We start from the raw sequence: 17,842 nt of genomic DNA, 5'->3' as shown, positions 1-17,842 counted from the left end.
GGCTATGACGGCTTATCAGGACGGGAATGGGAGAGCAGTTTTGAGAATCGGGACACCTAAGGAATTATATGAGGGCGAAGCCCGCGTTGGCATGACGCCGGATAGCGCGCAGGCTTTGCAGAAACTGGGATATGATTGCGTCATCGAAGCCGGCGCCGGCAAGGCGGCCGGTTTTTCTGACGACGCCTATCGCGCCGCAGGCGTGACCGTGGTCGACAGCGCTGAGGCGCTTTACACCGGCTCCGACATCATCGCCAAGGTTCGTCCGCCTGAAACATCGGAGATTGATCGCCTGTCTTCTGACAAGACGCTGATCTCGTTTTTCTATCCCGCCCAGAACAAGGACCTTCTGGAGCAGGCGAAGGAAAAGGGCGCTAACGTCATCGCCATGGACATGGTGCCGCGCATTTCCCGCGCCCAGAAGATGGACGCGCTCTCCTCCATGGCCAATATCGCCGGTTATCGCGCGGTGATCGAGGCGGGCAATAATTTCGGCCGGTTCTTCACCGGGCAGGTCACCGCCGCCGGCAAGGTGCCCCCCGCCAAGGTGCTGGTCATCGGTGCCGGCGTTGCCGGTCTTGCCGCCATTGGCACGGCCACATCGCTCGGCGCGATCACCTATGCCTTCGACGTTCGCCCTGAAGTGGCCGAGCAGATCGAATCCATGGGCGCGGAATTCGTCTATCTCGATTTTGCCGACCAGCAGCAGGATGGCGCAGCGACCGGCGGTTATGCCGCTCCCTCCTCGCCGGAATTCCGCGAGAAGCAGCTGGAAAAATTCCGCGAACTTGCACCGCAGATCGACATCGTCATCACCACGGCGCTGATCCCGGGCCGCGACGCGCCGAAGCTGTGGCTTGCCGACATGGTGGCGATGATGAAGCCGGGTTCGGTCATCATCGACCTCGCCGCCGAGCGCGGCGGTAATTGCGATCTGACGGTTCCCGACCAGCGCGTCGTGTCCGACAACGGCGTCATCGTCATCGGCTACACCGATTTCCCAAGCCGCATGGCGACGCAGGCCTCGACCCTCTACGCCACCAATATCCGTCACATGATGACCGATCTGACGCCTGCCAAGGATGGCAAGGTCGTTCATAACATGGAAGATGACGTCATCCGCGGCGCGACGGTCACCTATCGGGGTGAAATCACATATCCTCCGCCGCCACCGAAAATTCAGGCCATTGCCGCGCAGAAACCGAAGGAAAAAGCAAAAGAGCTGACGCCGGAGGAGAAACATGCCAGGGAAAAGGCCGAGTTCAAGGCACAGACCAAGAACCAGGTCGGGCTTCTGGTCGCCGGCACGGCCGTCTTGCTGCTCGTTGGCCTCTACGCGCCGGCAAGCTTCATGAGCCACTTCATCGTCTTCGTGCTTGCCTGCTTCGTCGGCTTCCAGGTGATCTGGAATGTCAGTCACTCGCTGCACACGCCGCTGATGGCCGTGACCAACGCGATTTCCGGCATCGTCATCATCGGCGCGCTGCTGCAGATCGGTTCCGGCAACTGGCTGGTGGTGATCCTCGCCTCGCTTTCCGTCCTGATCGCGACGATCAACATCGTCGGCGGTTTCCTCGTGACACGGCGCATGCTCGCCATGTTCCAGAAGTCCTGAGCCAAGCGGGGAATCAAATAAATGACCATTGGTATTGTTTCCGCGGCCTACGTTGCCGCAGCCGTTCTTTTCATCCTCTCGCTCGGCGGTCTCTCCGGACAGGAAAGCGCCAAACGTGCCGTCTGGTACGGCATAACAGGCATGGGCCTCGCCATCATCGCCACCGTCTTCGGCCCTGAAATCAGCAAGGGCGTCGGGCAGTGGCTCGTCGTGCTCCTGATGCTGGCGGGCGGCTCCGTGCTCGGCTACTTCGTCGCAAGCCGTGTACAGATGACCGAGATGCCGCAGCTTGTGGCGGCGCTTCACTCCTTCGTTGGCCTTGCCGCCGTTTTCATCGGCTTCAACGCCCATATCGAGGAAGCGCATGTCGCCTCGCTCGATGAAAACGCGCGTTCCTTGCTGACGGGCTTTTCCGCCATCCTCGCCCACAAGACGCCGGTGGAACTGGCGATCATGAAGGTCGAGGTCTTCCTCGGCGTCTTCATCGGCGCGGTGACCTTCACCGGCTCTGTCGTTGCCTTCGGCAAGCTTGCCGGCAAGGTGGATGGCAAGGCGAAGAAGCTGCCGGGCGGGCATCTGCTGAACGCCGGTGCTGCGATCCTGTCGCTGGTGTTGCTCATCATGTATTGCAACGGCGCAGGCGCATGGACGCTCGTCCTGATGACACTTGCCGCCTTCTTCATCGGTTACCACCTGATCATGGGCATTGGCGGCGCCGACATGCCTGTCGTCGTCTCGATGTTGAACAGCTATTCCGGCTGGGCGGCAGCAGCCATCGGCTTCACGCTCGGCAACGATCTGCTGATCGTCACGGGCGCGCTGGTCGGCTCCTCGGGTGCGATTCTCTCCTACATCATGTGCAAGGCGATGAACCGCTCCTTCATCTCGGTCATCCTCGGCGGCTTCGGCGGCACGACGGGCCCGGCGATGGAAATCGAGGGCGAACAGGTCGCGATCGACGCCGAAGGCGTGGCCGCAGCGCTGAACGATGCCGACAGCGTCATCATCGTCCCCGGTTACGGCATGGCGGTGGCGCAGGCGCAATCGGCCGTATCGGAACTGACCCGCAAGCTGCGCGCCGACGGCAAGACCGTGCGCTTCGCCATCCATCCGGTGGCTGGCCGTCTTCCGGGCCACATGAACGTGCTGCTCGCCGAAGCGAAGGTGCCTTACGACATCGTGCTCGAAATGGACGAGATCAACGACGATTTCCCAAGCACCGACGTCGTCATCGTCATCGGCTCCAACGACATCGTCAACCCGGCAGCGCAGGACGACCCCAACTCGCCCATCGCGGGCATGCCGGTTCTGGAAGTGTGGAAGTCGAAACTCGTCATCGTCTCCAAGCGCGGCCAGGGCACGGGCTATTCCGGCATCGAGAACCCGCTGTTCTACAAGGACAATACGCGGATGTTCTATGGCGATGCGAAAAAGTCGATCAACGATCTTCTGCCGTTGATCAAGTAAATGAAAAAGGGCGTTTCCGGGAGACCGGGAGCGCCCTTCGAATTTCTGAGAAACGACGATACGTTTCGTCCGTCATGCCGGACTTGATCCGGCATCCAGCCATGGCGCGTCTGCGCCGTGAAAAGAGTCTTACGCGATCAAGGACTTGATCGCGCTGGACCCCGGATCAAGTCCGGGGTGACGGTGTGCGGATGCTATGGCCGCGCCAAACAGAATCGTCCCGCGGGATGTTGTCGATAGACCGCCTTCAAAGCACCCGGTAACGCCGGTTGAAATACATCAGCGCCTCATCACCCGCATTGATCTTCATATCCACGACCTCGCAGATGAGAATATCGTGCGTGCCGCCGTCATGGGCCTCGCGGATACGGCAATCGAATGAGACGAGCGCATCTTCGAGAACCGGCGCACCGGTTTCGAGCACGCCCCAGTTGCCCGCAGCGAAACGTTCCTCGGCAGGCGTCTTGCCGCCGAAAAGCGTGCTCAGCACCTCATGATGGGCGGCGAGCGTGTTGACGCAGACCACACCATTGGCCTTCACCACCCTGTAAGCGGAAGAATTGCGGTTGAGGCAGATGAGAAGCGTGGGCGGATTGTCGGAAACGCTGCAAACCGCCGTCGCGGCGAAGCCTGCCCGGCCTACGGCACCATCCGTCGTGACGATATTGACCGCCGCACCGAGCCGCGCCATGGCGTTTCTATAATCGAGGCTGCGTTGCTCTGCAGTCTTCGTCTCCATTGCCGCTTCCTTTTCAAGAGACATCATCTGCATCTAACCCATCCTTCCTTAACAGGCCATCAAGCCAGCACACAGGCGTCGTCAAAGCCAAGGCGCGGCAGGCGGCCAAAGAGCTTTGACGGATCGCCATAACCGAGATTGATCAGGAAATTGGATTTCCACGTCGTGCCGGCAAAAAACGCCGCATCCACCTTACCCTTATCGAATCCAGACATGGCCCCGGTATCCAGCCCCAGCGCGCGGGCGGCAAGGATCAGATATCCGGCCTGAAGCGTGGCGTTGCGAAAGGCAGTTTCTTCGGCCACGGCAGGGCTGGAGGTAAACCACGAACGCGCATCGGCGTGCGGAAACAGTTCCGGCAGTTTCTCGTAAAATTCGCTGTCGATGGCGGCGATGACCGTGACCGGCGCGGCCATGGTCTTTTCGAGATTGCCCGAGGAGAGTGCCGGCCGAAGCTTTTCCTTGGCTTCCGGGCTGCGCACAAAGACGAAACGTGCCGGCGAGCAATTGGCCGAAGTCGGTCCCATCTTCGTCAGGTCGTAAAGCGCGTGCAGCGTCTCGTCACTGATCGGCTTGTCCGTCCAGCCATTGTGGGTGCGTGCTTCGGTGAAAAGCGTTGCGAGTGCTGCATCATCCAGTGCTTTCGTCATCGTGCTCTAAAATCCTGTCAGAATGTTTGGCCAACCGGCAGCAGAAACTGCAAAAGCCGGGCGTTGAAAAGGTCGGGTTCGGTAATATTGACCGCGTGAGCCCCGAAATCGAGAAGGCAAAGCTCGCTTTGCGGCAAACCGTCGGCAAGACGCAACGAGCGGGTATAGGGCACCAGAAGATCGTCCTTCGTCGCCACCACCAGCACCGGATTGCCTATCTCGCCAAGCCGTGCGTCCATATCGAAGGCCCGCAGCGCCGCAATGCGGCGGAGCACATTGTCCTTGCCCTGAAAATGCGCCACGCCATGGGCATCGTCCCGTGCCAGCCGCTCCTGATTTTCAGACATCCACGCCGCCGGATAAAGGAACAGCGGCTGCGCCTTAACAAAACTCTCGACACCCGACTTTTCCAGAAGCTCGATCCGCACATCAAAGCAGCGCCCGGAATGTGGATCGGCCTTGCTCCACGCGTTGATAAGCGCCAGCCGGTCGATAAGGCCGGGCCGCCGCAGCGCGATATCAAGGCCGATCAGGCCACCGAGGGCATGTCCCATGAAGTGGAATTTTTCGAGGTTCAGGGCCGAAACGATCTCCAGCACATCATCCGCCATCGCCGATATGCCGCCATCTTCCGGCACCTTGCCGCCTGTCCTGCCTGTTCCGCGATGGTCATAGGTGACGACCCGGAAATGGCCGGAAAGAGCCTCGATCTGCGGCGTCCAGTAAGCACCCGATCCGCCCAGTCCCGAGGACAACAGGATAGTGGGGGCCTCAGGCTCGGTGCGACCATGAACCTCGAAATGCATCATCTGCCTTTTCGCCCTATTTGCCGATATGGGCGACGGTGGCGATTTCCACCAGCGCATCGGGCTTGACGAGGCCGCACTGGATGCAATAACGCGCCGGCTTGTCGCCGGGGAAATATTCCGCATAGACTGTGTTGACGGCCTGATAATTCGCCCAGTCGGTGATGAAGATGTGGTTCATCGTCACGTCTTCCATCGTGCCGCCGGCGGTCTCGATGACCGACTTGATGGTTTCGAGAACATGGCGGGTCTGCGCGCTGGCATCGCCCACATGCACGACATTGTTGTCCTTGTCGAAGGGCAGCGTGCCGGACACGTAAACCACGCCATCGGCGAGGGTTCCCGGCGAAAAGGGAGCGATGGGTTTGCTGGTGCCAACAGGTACGATGATCTTTTTCGGCATTTCGTTCTCCTCTTTGTGTTTCTCAATCAATCGGTGACAGGTGCTGCCTGCGAGATGACGCCGCAGAAATCATTGACGGTGGCGACCCAGCCGAAAAACTTCTCGACATTGTAGACCGTCGCCTGCTGAATAAAGTCCGGCCCCAGATGATGCGTGGCATCCTCCAGCATCACCCCGAAATATTCGAGGTGGAAAGCATCGCGCAGCGAGCTTTCCACGCAGACATTGGTGGCGATGCCGACAAAGACCAGATTGCGGATGCCGCGGGCGCGCAATACGCTGTCCATATTGGTGTTGAAGAAACCGCTATAACGCGTCTTCGGCACCAGAATATCGCCGGGCTGCGGTTGCAGCTCATCGACAATGGCGTAGTCCCATGTGCCCTTGGCCAGCAGCTGGCCCTGCAGTTCCGGCCTTTTGCGCATGGTCTTCAGCGCATTGGACTTGTGCCAGTTGGGCGAACCCGGCCCGCCCGCCTCGACATAGTCCTTGTCCCAGCCATTCTGGAAATAGATGACCTGGACACCGGCGGCCCGCGCCGCATCCAGCGTCTTCTTGATGTTGGCGATGGTGCCCTTTGCGCCTGAGATGTCGAAACCGGCCAGATCGACGTAACCGCCCTCGGTCGAATAGGCGTTCTGCATGTCGACCACGACAACGGCGGTCTCGCTGGGTTTCAGGGTAATCGGCTCCGGCCTTGCGGGAAGCGTGACACTTTCCGAACGGCTCTTCGGGCCCTTGTAACCTGCCACGACGGCTTCGCTCATTCCGCTGCCTCCAGTGCCGCTTGAACATGCGCGCGGCTCTTCATCAGCGGCTGCACGTATTTGCCGAATTTTTCGACCCCTTCGAGGAAATCATCGAAGGTCAGCATCACGCCCCCCGTTCCCGGCACCTCGCTCATTTCATCCAGCATGGCCGCCACTTCCCCATAGGAGCCGATTAAGGTTCCCATGTTGATATTGACCGCAGAGACGGGGTTGGACATATGCCGGACATTGGTGTCGGAGCCGGATTTGGTGTCAACGGCGCTCTGCAGGCCGAGCCACTTGATGGCGTCCTCGTCGGCACCTGCCTTGTAATGCTCCCACTTCGCCCAGGCATCTTCGGATTTTTCCTCGGCAAGAATCATGGTCAGCACCACGGATTTAACCTCGCGGCCGGACTTTTCCGTTGCCGCCAGAAGCCGCTCATTGGTGGGCGCAAAGGCCTTTGGCGTGTTGACGCCAACACCAAAGCAGAAGCTGTAGTCGGCGAATTTGGCCGAAAACGCCATGCCGGAATTGGACGACCCGGCGCAGATGAGCTTCACATCACCCTGCGGCACCGGCTTCATGCGGCAATCGTCCATCTGGAAGAACTTGCCCTTATAGTCCGACTGACCTTCCGTCAGCAGCTCTTTGAGCACAGTCGTATATTCGCCGAGATATTCGTAACGGTCTCCGAAATAATCATCGCCCGGCCAGAGCCCCATCTGGCTATATTCCGGCCGCTGCCAGCCGGTAATGAGGTTGATGCCGAAACGGCCACCGGAAATGGAATCGATCGTCGTCGCCATACGCGCGACGATGGCCGGCGGCATGACCAGCGTCGCGGCGGTGCCGAACAGCTTGATCTTGGAGGTGACGGCGGCCAGCCCCGCCATCAGCGTAAAGGATTCCAGATTGTAATCCCAGAATTCGGTCTTGCCGCCAAAGCCGCGCAACTTGATCATCGACAGCGCAAAGTCAAAACCATACTGCTCCGCTTTCAGCGTGATCGCCTTGTTCAGATCAAAGCTCGGTTTGTATTGCGGCGCGTTTTCGGAAAGAAGCCACCCATTGTTCCCGATCGGGATAAAAACACCAACTTCCATTTTGCTGTTCCCTTTTTTGCGTCAGGTGTCTCCTGACTTGAGAAAAGAGTAGCAGGTTCTGTGCCAGACCAAATACAATAATTTTATCAAATGGATAAAATTTTGGGCTGCGTAGAGCGTTGATCAAAAGACAAAATTTTTATCATTTGGTAAAAATATTTGCCTGTTTATTCGGCAAATATTGAGAGCGGCACATCAAAGGCGAGTGGCCCTTACCCAGTCGCAGACCGATTTAAGAAATCCGAAGGCCCTCCTCCGTCATGCCGGACCCGATCCGGCATCCATTCACGGCGCGTCTGCGCCGTGAATGGAATCTTTCGCGATCAAGGACTTGATCGCACCAGACCCCGGATCAAGTCCGGGGTGACGGCGGTAGGGAGTTAAGACTCAATCAAATGCGCACGCGCGAGGGGGCGTTCTGCGCGATGAGGACAACAACCGCGCAGTTATGCGAAACCCTCAGCCCATCCGCTGCTGCGCATAGGCATGGACCGCCCGAAACGCCTCTTCGGCGCCGGCAACAACACGCTCTTCTTCTTCCACCGTCAGCGAAATTTCATCGAGGGCCGCAGTAAACGTGCGCCAGTGCAGGCCGCGTCCTTCCGGTGCGCCGGCCAGATGGCGCGCGCCGAATTCTTCATCCAGACCGAGCTTGGCTGCATCCTTCAGCAGGAAGGCAGCGCCAAGATTGGAGCCCTCGACCACGTAAAGCCAGCCCATGGCCTCCGGCAGATCGAAGGGCGTTTCGGCGGTAAAGCGCGGTTCGGACGTTTCCGGAATGGCAAGACCGAGATCGGCAAGGTCCTGCTCGATCATGGGAAGACGACGACGGCCCTTGAGGTCGGGGAGCAGACCATCAAGCGTGTGATTGGAGAAAAAGGCATCGAGATCGCGGTGGAAGAGATATTGCGTTTCCACGAATTTGCCGAAGTTCTCCCGGCTCTCGAACGGCTTCGCCGCCATGATGAAGGCATCCAGATCGCCATGCGCACGGCGGGTTGCAGCTTTCAGGCGCTTGACGCGGCTCTGCTCGATCTCTGCTACAGGCGCTGCCGGCTCGGCGATGGTCATGATGATGATCCCTTTATCCCTATATTCAGACTGCCTGATAAAAATCTTTACTCCAACAGTCAAATTTATTTTCGCACTATCGACACGCCTTGGAAAGAGCATGGGGCCGCCATCTCCCTGGCAGGGCAGCCTACTCTAAACTTGCTTGACCTTTCATCTCAACACCTGACGGCGCGGCCTGAAACGAAGAGAAACCTCAAATCGCACTTCCGGACAATCATATTGCAATTAGCTCTTTACAACTAACATGTCAGCATGCCATCAATTCATAGTCACCTTGGAGGAGCATCTTAATTGACCCAGAAATTCGGCCTTTCGGCAGCCCTGACAACCCCTTTCAAAACGGACGGAACGGTCGATATCGATGCCATGATCGCCCATGCCCGCCGCTGCCTGTCCAATGGCTGCGACAGCGTGACGCTTTTCGGTACGACAGGCGAAGGATGCTCGGTCGGCAGCCGCGAGCGGCAGGTCATTCTCTCCCGCTTCATCGAGGCGGGTGTTGCGCCTGTCCGTCTGGTCACCGGCGTTCTGGTGGATTCCATCGAGGACGCGGCCGACCAGTCGGCTGAAGCGCTGAAAGCCGGCGCCCGCAATATTCTGCTCGCGCCACCCTCCTATTTCAAGAATGTCAGCGATGACGGCCTGTTTGCCTGGTTCTCGGCGGTGTTCGAAAAAATCGGCAAGGGTGCACGCGACATTCTCGTCTACAATATTCCTTCCGTAACCATGGTCACCTTGTCCGTGGAACTGGTCGGAAGGTTGAAAAAGGCATTTCCCGGCGTCGTCACGGGCGTGAAGGATTCCTCCGGCAACTGGAGCCACACCGAGCGCCTGCTGAAAGAGCACGGCGATCTCGCAATCCTGATCGGCGATGAGCGCGACTTGGCCAAGGGTGTTCGCCTCGGCGGTCAGGGTGCGATATCGGGCGTAGCCAATTTCCTGACACAGGAAGTGCGCGCCATGGCCGTCGACGGCAAGGATGACAAGCGCGTCGAGGATCTTGTTGTGGAACTTCTGAAATTCCCGGTTACACCAGCCGTCAAGGTGCTGGTATCACACACGACAGGGGAAAATATCTGGTCGGATGTGCGTGCACCGCTGGTGGCGATTTCACCTGAGGATCGGCGGCAGATCGAAGGCGCTTTCGACGCGCTGTTTCGCAGGCAGGCCGCCTGAACGGAGCTGAAAGGTTGAGCATGGACGATACCGGCGAACAGACATTGCGGGAACGGGCGTATGAGAGCTTTACGCATCACCTTCTCTCGCGTGATGTTCGCCCGGGGCAATTCATCTCGCAGCGCCGCCTTGTGGAACTGACGGGTCTGCCGCTCGGCGCAATCCGGGAGGCAATTTCGCGGCTGGAGGCGGAAGGGCTGATCAAGACCGTGCCGCAGCGGGGATTACAGGTCGCCCATATCGACATCAATCTCATCCGCGAAGCATTCCAGTTCCGTATCTTCCTCGAAAAGGAGGCCGTGGCGCTGTTTACCCGTTCTGCCTCAGACGCAGCTATTGCGAAACTGTTGAAACAGCATCGCGATATCGCCGAAGCGGCCGAAAATGGCGGGGAATCGCCGGAACTTGAGCAGCACGCGCAGCAGGTGGACTGGGGCATGCACGATGCCTTCATCGATGCGCTCGGCAATTCGATCATCTCGAATGCCTACCGGGTCAATTCCATCAAGATGCGCCTCATCAATCAGGAGCGCTTTCGCATCGCCGGCCATGTGAAGTCGGTCATGAAGGAACATCTCGCCATTCTCGAAGCCATCGAGAGGCGATCCGTGGAAGACGCCGTGGAACGGCTGACCGCCCATATCCGCAACGCAAGGGACAGGGCGCTGGCGGTTTAAGGCAAATCCGGCGGGACAAAGAGGGTCTGCGCCGGCCTTGCAGGGAATAAGCAACAAGCCGGGGTGAGGAGAATTTCCGGCTAACTGGAGGAGAACAGACATGACGCATTCATTGCTCAACCCCACGCGCCGCGCCTTTCTGGCAGGCACGGCGGCGCTTGGCGGCAGCGCGGTGCTCGGCATTCGCCCGGCATCGGCGGCGGTGAACTGGAAGAAACACGCGGGCACTACCCTTGAAGTCAATCTCGTCAAAAGCCCGCGCAGCGAAACGCTGATCAAATATCTCGGCGAGTTCGAAGAGCTGACCGGCATCAAGGTCAATGCCGAAGCGACACCGGAACAGCAGCAGCGCCAGAAGGTGGTTATCGAACTCTCCTCCGGCAAGCCGAGCTTCGACGTGGTGCATCTGAGCTACCATGTGCAGAAGCGCCAGTTCGAAAAGGGCAAGTGGCTGGCTGATATCAGCGGCTTCCTGAAAGACCCGTCACTCACCGATCCGTCGCTTACCGAAAAGGACTTTGCCGAGGCCGGCATGCTGTTTGCCAAGGATAGCGACGGCGTGCTGCGCTCGCTGCCCTTCTCGGTGGATTACTGGATCGTCTACTGGAACAAGGAGCTCTTCGAAGCCAAGGGCCTGAAATACCCCGAAACTTTCGAGGAGCTGGTAACGGCCGCGGAAAAAATCACCGATCCCGCAACCAATACCTATGGTTTCGTGGCGCGTGGCCTCAAGAACGCCAATACGCCGGTCTGGACCTCGCTGATGCTTGGCTACGGCGCAAAGCCGATTGTCGACGGCAAGGTCAACACCGAGTCCAAGGAGGCGGTTGAAGCGGCCAAGCTCTATCAGCGCCTGATGACCAAAGCCGCGCCTCCAGGCGTCTCCGGCTTCAACTGGGCGGAAGCGCAGTCTGCCTTCCTGCAGGGCAAGATCGGCATGTGGTTCGATGGCGTCGGTTTTGCGCCGCCGATCGAGAACCCGGAAAAATCCCGCGTCGTTGGCAAGGTCGGTTATGGCGTCATGCCGAAGGGCCCGGCAGCGCAGGCCGCTGGCACATTCGGTGATGGCCTCGGTGTTGTCGAAGCCAGCAGCAAGAAGGAAGCCGCTTACCTCTTCTGCCAGTGGGCGATTTCGCATGAAATGGGCGCTCGCCTGTTGCAGGCAGGTGCAGGTGTCCCGTTCCGCCAGTCCATCCTCGAAGACCAGAAGGTCCGCGAGGGCGTCAAGATGCCGGCCGCCTGGCTGGATGCCGTTGTCGGTTCCGGCAAGGTCTCGCAGCTTGCCCTTCCCGTTATCATTCCGGTGACGGAGTTCCGCGACATCTACGGCGTCGGCCTCACCAACATGATCGGCGGCGCCGACCCGGCGGCGGAACTCAAGAAGGCAACGGAACAGTTCACACCCGTTCTGGCGCGTAGCGAGGGATAATGGCCTCCGTGAGCATCGAAAACACCAAGACAGGCGTCAGTCGCAAAGAAGGGAGCAGGCCGGCAAGGCTTGCTCCCAACTACTGGCCCTTCGTCATACCGGCACTTGTCGTCATTTCGGCTGTCATCGTTTTTCCATGGGTCTTCACCCTCTGGATGAGCGCGCATCGCTGGACGCTCGGGCAGGAGCAGAGCTTTATCGGTTTCGAGAACTACGTAAGGCTCGCAAGCGACGCCAGGTTCTGGGAATCGCTCTGGCACACGCTCGTTTATACCGTGCTGTCAGTTGTCGCTCCGCTCTTCCTCGGAACATTGGCGGCGCTGGTTTTCGATGCGCAGTTTCCGCTGCGCGGTTTTCTGCGCGGCGTTTTCGTGATGCCGATGATGGCGACCCCGGTCGCCATCGCGCTCGTCTGGACCATGATGTTCCATCCGCAGCTCGGCGTCCTGAACTATCTCCTGTCCTTCATCCACATCGGCCCGCTGGAATGGATCTACAATCAGTCGACCGTCATTCCGTCGCTGGTACTGGTAGAAACCTGGCAATGGACGCCGCTCGTCATGCTGATCGTGCTCGGTGGGTTGGCGGCTGTTCCGCGCGAACCCTATGAAAGTGCGGAAATCGACGGCGCCAATGCCTGGCAGAAGTTCCGTTATCTCACCATGCCGATGATCGCGCCGTTCCTGATGATCGCCGTCATCATCCGCTCCATCGATGCCGTCAAGAGCTTCGACATCATCTATGCGATGACCCAGGGCGGGCCGGGCACGGCCTCCGAAACCATCAACATCTATCTCTACAATACGGCGTTTGCTTATTACGACATCGGTTACGGCTCGGCCATGGCCGTCGTCTTCTTCATCATCATCGTGGCGCTTTCCTTCGTGCTTCTGATGGTGCGCCAGCGCTCGCAATGGAACGAGATGGAGGAACGCTGATGTCCGCAAAAATCCTGAAACGCAGAAATCTCGACCGGCTCGGCCTGTTCTTCGTGGCGCTGGTGATGATTTCGCCTGTTATCCTGTTCTTCATCTGGATGATCTCGCTATCGCTGAAATATGAAATCGACAACGGCGCCTACCCGCCGATCCTGATCCCCGAACGGTTTGCCTGGTCGAATTATGTGAAGGTGTTCGAGGAGAATAATTTCTTCCTCTATTTCTGGAATTCGGTTCTCGTGACAGGGGCGGCCACCATTCTGGCGCTCGTCATCGGTGTGCCCGCCGGTTACGGCATCGCGAGGCTGAAGGCGGAAAAGTCGGCGGTCGTGATCATGATCGCCCGCATGACGCCCGGTCTCTCCTTCCTCATTCCGCTCTTCCTGCTGTTCCAATGGCTGAACCTGCTCGGCACGCTCTGGCCGCAGATCATCATCCATCTTGTCGTAACGGTGCCGATCGTCGTCTGGATCATGATCGGTTATTTCGAGACGACACCGAAAGAGCTGGAAGAGGCCGCAAGCATCGATGGCGCATCCTCCTGGCAGGTGTTTCGCCTCGTGGCGCTGCCGATCGCCAAGCCCGGCATCGTCGTCTCCTTCATTCTGGCGGTCATCTTCTCGTGGAACAACTTCGTCTTCGGCATCGTGCTGGCCAGCCGTGAAACCCGCACCCTGCCGGTCGCGGTCTACAACATGCTGTCCTTCGAACAGGTGAGCTGGGGTCCGCTGGCTGCAGCCGCGTTGATTGTGACGCTGCCAGTGCTGCTGCTCACCATGTTCGCACAGAAACAGATCGTGGCGGGCCTGACCGCCGGCGCCGTCAAGGGCGGCTGAACCATCAAACAAATAAATACGGGAACCTGCACATGGCACCGGTCAATATCCAAAACGTCCAGAAGCGCTTCGGCTCCGTCAACGTCATCCACGGCATCGATATCGACATCAAGGATGGCGAATTCGTCGTCCTCGTCGGTCCTTCGGGCTGCGGCAAATCCACCCTGCTGCGCATGATTGCAGGGCTGGAAGAGCTGAGCGATGGCGAAATCCATATCGGCCCGCGCGAGGTCAGCCACCTGCCCGCCCGCGACCGCGATATCGCCATGGTCTTCCAGAACTACGCGCTTTATCCACACATGACGGTCAAGGACAATATGGGCTTTGCGCTGAAACTGAAGAAGGTGAGCGCCGAGGAAACCAAGGCCAAGGTGGACCGGGCCGCCGCCATTCTGGGACTGGAAAAACTGCTCGACCGTTATCCGCGCCAGCTCTCGGGCGGCCAGCGCCAGCGTGTCGCCATGGGCCGCGCGCTGGTGCGCGATCCGCAGGTCTTCCTGTTCGATGAACCGCTTTCCAATCTCGATGCCAAGCTGCGCGTGCAGATGCGCGGCGAGATCAAGGCCATGCACCAGCGCATCGGCACGACGACCATCTACGTCACACACGACCAGGTGGAAGCCATGACCATGGCCGACAAGATCGTGGTGCTGCATGATGGCGTCATCGAGCAGATCGGCGCGCCGCTCGAACTTTACGACAATCCCGCCAACCTCTTCGTTGCCGGCTTCATCGGCTCACCCGCCATGAACTTCATTCGCGGCCGGGTAGAAGAAGGCGTCTTCCGCACTGCCAAGGGCCTTAGCCTGCCGTTGCCCGCCCATGCCGATATCGGCAAACTGGGCGGCCGAGACCTGGTCTACGGCGTGCGGCCCGAACATATCCGCGCCGCTGAGACCGGCATCGAAGGCCGCGTCGAACTGGTCGAAGGCACCGGCTCGGAAATCTATGCCAAACTCGATTGCAAGGGTGACGACATCGCCTGCCTGTTCCGCGAACGCCTCAATGTCCGCTTCGGCGATACGATCCACATTGCCATCGATCCGGCAACCGTGCATCTGTTCGACAGGGACAGCGGCAAGCGTCTCTGAATACGGCAGGAGTGAGCAGCATGGCAGACAATCAGGGCGGCAAGCATGTCCTCTGCGTGGGGGCAGCCGTGCTCGACACCCTGTTTCGCGTTCACGACATGCCAAAGGGCGAAGGCAAGGTCCTGCCCTATGAAATGCTGCAGATCGCCGAAGGCATGGCGTCCAGCGCTGCCTATGCCGTGCATCGCATGGGCGGCCGCGCCAGCCTGTGGGGAGCGGTGGGCGACGATGAGACCGGAAGCCGTATCCTGCGCGATCTTAGCGAAAGCGGCATCAACACGAGCGGTATGACGGTCGCGACCGGCGCACGCTCGGCCCTGTCAACGATCATCATCGATAACAGGGGAGAGCGGCTGATCGTGCCGTTCTACGATCACCGGCTGCACGAGAAGAAGCGGTCGTGCACGCCGCAAGACATCGCGCCTTTCGACGCCGTTCTGGTGGATGTGCGCTGGCCGGAACTGGCGCTTGATGTGCTCACGGTGGCGCGCACGCTTGGCAAACCCGCCATTCTCGATGGAGACGTTGCACCCGTCGAAATCCTTGAGAAGCTTGCACCAGCCGCGAGCCATATCGTCTTTTCCGAACCCGCTGCTGCCCGGCTGACGGGGCTTGAAACGGTGAAAGACATGCTGCCGGTGCTGCATGCGCGATATCCTGAGACCTTCATCGCCGTCACCGCCGGTCCGCAAGGCTGCTGGTGGACGGAAGCGGGTGATCCCACGGTGCATTTCCAGTCAACGATGCAGGTCGAAGCAGTCGACACGCTGGCGGCGGGCGATATTTTCCACGGCACGTTTGCGCTCGCAATGGCTGAGCGCATGGAAAGCCGCGCCGCCATCCGCCTCTCCTCCGTTGCTGCCGCGCTCAAATGCACGGTCTTCGGCGGCCGGGCCGGCGCACCGACGCGCGAAGAGACGGAAGACGCGATACGGCAATGGCAGGAGCGTGATGGCGAACCCGCGCTGCGCGCCTCCTGAGGGCATCCATTGCCCGCATAAAACTATTCCATTTTTGCGATGCCGTTTCCCGGCGAACTAGGCTAACGTCAAGTCAGAGCAAAGCTTTTCGCAAGATGCGCTCGCCTCGACCTCAGCCCGCATTCCGCAAAAGTGATCGCCCGATGCATCAGACGACCCGCCCGAGACTGCGCGATATCGGTTTCCGGCCCGGCCATTTCGAAACCGGCCGGCTCAACGCCATCACCGATGTCGAAGGGGTGGCCGTTGGCCATTCGACCGTTACCGAAGGTGAGACGATCCGCACCGGCGCAACCGCGATCCTGCCGCATGACGGCAACCTGTTTCAGGACAAGGTGCCCGCCGCCTTCGCCGTCTATAACGGCTTCGGTAAATTTGCCGGCTCGACCCAGATCGAGGAACTCGGCGAACTGGAGACACCGATCCTTCTCACCAATACGCTGGCAACCGGTCGTGCCATCGAGGCGATCAACCGCCATACGCTGGCGCAGCCGGGGAATGAAAAAGTCGTCTCGATCAATGCCGTCGTCGGCGAGACCAACGATTCCCGCCTGAACGACATCCGCGCCGGCCGCCCGACCGTTGAGGAAATCTCGTCCGCGTTGAAAAATGCGACCATCGGCCCCATCGCAGAGGGCGGGGTGGGCGCAGGAACCGGCACGGTCGCCTTCGGCATGAAGGGCGGCATCGGCACCGCCTCCCGCATCGTCACCATTGCCGGTGATGCTTACACCATCGGCGTTCTCGTACAATCCAACTATGGCGGCCATCTGCTGGTCTGCGGCAAACCCTATGTCAGCCCTGATCACCAGGACAAGGATGGCTCCATCGTCATCATTGTCGCCACCGACGCGCCGCTCTCTTCCCGCAATCTGAAGCGCTTGGCGGCCAGAAGCTTCGGCGGACTTGCCCGCACGGGTGCGGCACTCAGTAATGGCTCCGGTGATTATGCGCTGGCATTTTCCACCGATCAGCGCCTGCGCCGCACGCCTGCGCGCCGCAAGGCCGTTACGGACTACCCCGAGCTTTCCAACGACGCGATCTCGCCGCTCTTCGAAGCCACGATAGAGGCGACGGAGGAAGCGATCCTCAATTCGCTCTGCGCAGCAGAAACGACAACCGGCTTCAATGCCGGCACCGGCAAGACCTCCACGGTCGAAGCCATTTCCATCGACACCCTCAAAACCCTTCTTTCACCCTGACTTTTCCAGACGGAGTTTTCATGACTAGCCCATCCGGTCGCATCGTTTACGTCAACGGCGAGTTCCTGCCCGAAGCGGACGCCCGCCTTTCCATCTTCGACCGAGGATTCCTGTTTGGCGACGGCATCTACGAGGTCACCTCCGTTCTGGAAGGCAAATTGATCGACAGCGACCTGCATATGGCGCGGCTGGAACGCAGCGCCCGCGAGATCGATGTCGCCCTGCCGGTCACGACCGGCGAGATCGTCGAGGCCGAACGTCGCCTGGTCGCCGACAACAATCTCGTCGAAGGCATGATCTATCTGCAGCTGACGCGTGGTGCGGAAGATCGCAACTTCCTGTTCTCTGCCGATCTGAAGCCGACGCTGGTCATGTTCACCCAGGCGAAGAAGCTGATCGGCACTCCGGTCGAAGAGGTCGGGATCGCCGTCAAGTCGGTTCCCGACCAGCGCTGGGAACGTCGCGACATCAAGAGCGTCTGCCTGCTTCCGCAGGTCATGGCAAAGCGCATCGCGAAGGCCGAAGGCTGTGACGAGGCGTGGATGATCGAGAACGGTTTCGTCACTGAAGGCGCGTCCTCCACCGCCTATATCGTCACCGCCGATAAGAAGATCATCACCCGCGGCAACAGCAACAAGACCCTGCCCGGCTGCACCCGCCTCGCCGCCCTGCAACTGGCAAAGGAAGCAGGCTTCACGCTGGAGGAACGCCCCTTCACGCTGGAAGAGGCGCTGAATGCCGATGAAGCCTGCCTGACCAGCGCCTCCAACTTCGTGGTTTCGGTCACGAAGATCGACGGCAAGCCGGTAGGCAACGGAAAGCCTGGACCGATGGTAAGCCGCCTGCGCGCGCTCTACCTCGAAAACGCACGCCGCACGGCGATCTGATCGAACGCGTTTTGTTT

18 protein-coding genes are annotated in these 17,842 nt (G+C 59.6%); 11 read left to right on the top strand and 7 right to left on the bottom strand.

The genetic code is table 11. The features are described from left to right. Nucleotides 1-40 precede the first annotated feature (40 nt). Both BLU28_RS18745 and BLU28_RS18740 read left to right on the top strand, forming a co-directional pair. Nucleotides 41-1,615, top strand: a complete 1,575-nt coding sequence (locus BLU28_RS18745; protein ID WP_006697607.1) for a Re/Si-specific NAD(P)(+) transhydrogenase subunit alpha — start codon at nt 41-43, stop codon at nt 1,613-1,615. A gap of 21 nt (nt 1,616-1,636) precedes the next feature. Continuing rightward, entirely contained in the window at nt 1,637-3,082 is a 1,446-nt protein-coding gene (locus tag BLU28_RS18740) for an NAD(P)(+) transhydrogenase (Re/Si-specific) subunit beta (protein WP_077987245.1), read from the top strand. Nucleotides 3,083-3,329: 247 nt separating this feature from the next. On the opposite strand, the gene rutF is transcribed toward BLU28_RS18740, so the two are convergent. The 7 genes from rutF to BLU28_RS18705 form a co-directional block, all read right to left on the bottom strand. Next, nucleotides 3,330-3,854 (bottom strand): NADH-dependent FMN reductase RutF, encoded by a 525-nt coding sequence (rutF, locus tag BLU28_RS18735; protein WP_077987244.1) that lies wholly within the window; start codon nt 3,852-3,854, stop codon nt 3,330-3,332. Between the two features lie 26 nt (nt 3,855-3,880). Then, nucleotides 3,881-4,471, bottom strand: a complete 591-nt coding sequence (locus tag BLU28_RS18730) for a malonic semialdehyde reductase (RefSeq protein WP_006697604.1) — start codon at nt 4,469-4,471, stop codon at nt 3,881-3,883. A gap of 17 nt (nt 4,472-4,488) precedes the next feature. After that, the gene (gene rutD / locus BLU28_RS18725; protein ID WP_168247028.1) at nt 4,489-5,280 is read right to left on the bottom strand and encodes a pyrimidine utilization protein D; all 792 of its coding nucleotides are present in this window, start codon (nt 5,278-5,280) and stop codon (nt 4,489-4,491) included. 13 nt (nt 5,281-5,293) lie between these two features. After that, the gene (gene rutC, locus BLU28_RS18720; protein WP_004443491.1) at nt 5,294-5,680 is read right to left on the bottom strand and encodes a pyrimidine utilization protein C; all 387 of its coding nucleotides are present in this window, start codon (nt 5,678-5,680) and stop codon (nt 5,294-5,296) included. A gap of 26 nt (nt 5,681-5,706) precedes the next feature. Continuing rightward, on the bottom strand, nt 5,707-6,447 hold the full coding sequence (rutB, locus tag BLU28_RS18715) for a pyrimidine utilization protein B (RefSeq protein ID WP_022556852.1): 741 nt from the start codon (nt 6,445-6,447) through the stop codon (nt 5,707-5,709). Further along, nucleotides 6,444-7,535 (bottom strand): pyrimidine utilization protein A, encoded by a 1,092-nt coding sequence (rutA, locus tag BLU28_RS18710; protein WP_035210473.1) that lies wholly within the window; start codon nt 7,533-7,535, stop codon nt 6,444-6,446. Before rutA ends, rutB begins: the two co-directional genes overlap by 4 nt. 459 nt (nt 7,536-7,994) lie before the next feature. Then, nucleotides 7,995-8,606 carry a biliverdin-producing heme oxygenase gene (locus BLU28_RS18705; protein WP_077987243.1) on the bottom strand — a complete coding sequence of 204 codons (612 nt, stop codon included), beginning with the start codon at nt 8,604-8,606 and terminating at the stop codon, nt 7,995-7,997. 294 nt (nt 8,607-8,900) lie between these two features. Here BLU28_RS18705 and BLU28_RS18700 point away from each other — a divergent pair, with 294 nt between their 5' ends. From BLU28_RS18700 to BLU28_RS18660, 9 genes are all read left to right on the top strand, one after another. Then, nucleotides 8,901-9,785 carry a dihydrodipicolinate synthase family protein gene (locus BLU28_RS18700; protein WP_035210475.1) on the top strand — a complete coding sequence of 295 codons (885 nt, stop codon included), beginning with the start codon at nt 8,901-8,903 and terminating at the stop codon, nt 9,783-9,785. A gap of 20 nt (nt 9,786-9,805) precedes the next feature. Beyond that, nucleotides 9,806-10,462 carry a GntR family transcriptional regulator gene (locus tag BLU28_RS18695; protein WP_077987242.1) on the top strand — a complete coding sequence of 219 codons (657 nt, stop codon included), beginning with the start codon at nt 9,806-9,808 and terminating at the stop codon, nt 10,460-10,462. Between the two features lie 100 nt (nt 10,463-10,562). Then, the gene (locus BLU28_RS18690; RefSeq protein ID WP_004443500.1) at nt 10,563-11,891 is read left to right on the top strand and encodes an ABC transporter substrate-binding protein; all 1,329 of its coding nucleotides are present in this window, start codon (nt 10,563-10,565) and stop codon (nt 11,889-11,891) included. Next, on the top strand, nt 11,891-12,829 hold the full coding sequence (locus tag BLU28_RS18685; protein WP_035210476.1) for a carbohydrate ABC transporter permease: 939 nt from the start codon (nt 11,891-11,893) through the stop codon (nt 12,827-12,829). Before BLU28_RS18690 ends, BLU28_RS18685 begins: the two co-directional genes overlap by 1 nt. Nucleotides 12,830-12,843: 14 nt before the next feature. After that, the gene (locus tag BLU28_RS18680) at nt 12,844-13,665 is read left to right on the top strand and encodes a carbohydrate ABC transporter permease (RefSeq protein ID WP_169538611.1); all 822 of its coding nucleotides are present in this window, start codon (nt 12,844-12,846) and stop codon (nt 13,663-13,665) included. A gap of 32 nt (nt 13,666-13,697) precedes the next feature. Next, nucleotides 13,698-14,756, top strand: coding sequence for an ABC transporter ATP-binding protein (locus tag BLU28_RS18675; protein ID WP_077987241.1), 1,059 nt, complete (start codon nt 13,698-13,700; stop codon nt 14,754-14,756). Between the two features lie 20 nt (nt 14,757-14,776). Next, nucleotides 14,777-15,736 (top strand): sugar kinase, encoded by a 960-nt coding sequence (locus tag BLU28_RS18670; protein WP_077987240.1) that lies wholly within the window; start codon nt 14,777-14,779, stop codon nt 15,734-15,736. A 143-nt stretch (nt 15,737-15,879) separates the two neighbouring features. After that, nucleotides 15,880-16,938, top strand: a complete 1,059-nt coding sequence (locus BLU28_RS18665) for a DmpA family aminopeptidase (protein ID WP_077987239.1) — start codon at nt 15,880-15,882, stop codon at nt 16,936-16,938. A gap of 20 nt (nt 16,939-16,958) precedes the next feature. Further along, nucleotides 16,959-17,825, top strand: coding sequence for a D-amino-acid transaminase (locus tag BLU28_RS18660; protein WP_077987238.1), 867 nt, complete (start codon nt 16,959-16,961; stop codon nt 17,823-17,825). The last annotated feature ends 17 nt before the right edge of the window (nt 17,826-17,842 follow it).

Source organism: Agrobacterium pusense (assembly GCF_900102105.1).
Taxonomy (GTDB): Bacteria; Pseudomonadota; Alphaproteobacteria; order Rhizobiales; family Rhizobiaceae; genus Agrobacterium; species Agrobacterium pusense.
Note: the sequence above shows the minus strand (reverse complement) of the source record. Positions and strands in the feature narration are given on the sequence as shown.

Bases quoted from the DNA above. Each gene is read 5' to 3' on its own strand.
- BLU28_RS18740 (WP_077987245.1), top strand. From the start codon at position 1,637: ATGACCATTGGTATTGTTTCCGCGGCCTACGTTGCCGCAGCCGTTCTT.
- rutF (WP_077987244.1), bottom strand. From the start codon at position 3,854: ATGCAGATGATGTCTCTTGAAAAGGAAGCGGCAATGGAGACGAAGACT.
- BLU28_RS18730 (WP_006697604.1), bottom strand. From the start codon at position 4,471: ATGACGAAAGCACTGGATGATGCAGCACTCGCAACGCTTTTCACCGAA.
- rutD (WP_168247028.1), bottom strand. From the start codon at position 5,280: ATGATGCATTTCGAGGTTCATGGTCGCACCGAGCCTGAGGCCCCCACT.
- rutC (WP_004443491.1), bottom strand. From the start codon at position 5,680: ATGCCGAAAAAGATCATCGTACCTGTTGGCACCAGCAAACCCATCGCT.
- rutB (WP_022556852.1), bottom strand. From the start codon at position 6,447: ATGAGCGAAGCCGTCGTGGCAGGTTACAAGGGCCCGAAGAGCCGTTCG.
- rutA (WP_035210473.1), bottom strand. From the start codon at position 7,535: ATGGAAGTTGGTGTTTTTATCCCGATCGGGAACAATGGGTGGCTTCTT.
- BLU28_RS18705 (WP_077987243.1), bottom strand. From the start codon at position 8,606: ATGACCATCGCCGAGCCGGCAGCGCCTGTAGCAGAGATCGAGCAGAGC.
- BLU28_RS18695 (WP_077987242.1), top strand. From the start codon at position 9,806: ATGGACGATACCGGCGAACAGACATTGCGGGAACGGGCGTATGAGAGC.
- BLU28_RS18690 (WP_004443500.1), top strand. From the start codon at position 10,563: ATGACGCATTCATTGCTCAACCCCACGCGCCGCGCCTTTCTGGCAGGC.
- BLU28_RS18685 (WP_035210476.1), top strand. From the start codon at position 11,891: ATGGCCTCCGTGAGCATCGAAAACACCAAGACAGGCGTCAGTCGCAAA.
- BLU28_RS18675 (WP_077987241.1), top strand. From the start codon at position 13,698: ATGGCACCGGTCAATATCCAAAACGTCCAGAAGCGCTTCGGCTCCGTC.
- BLU28_RS18670 (WP_077987240.1), top strand. From the start codon at position 14,777: ATGGCAGACAATCAGGGCGGCAAGCATGTCCTCTGCGTGGGGGCAGCC.
- BLU28_RS18665 (WP_077987239.1), top strand. From the start codon at position 15,880: ATGCATCAGACGACCCGCCCGAGACTGCGCGATATCGGTTTCCGGCCC.
- BLU28_RS18660 (WP_077987238.1), top strand. From the start codon at position 16,959: ATGACTAGCCCATCCGGTCGCATCGTTTACGTCAACGGCGAGTTCCTG.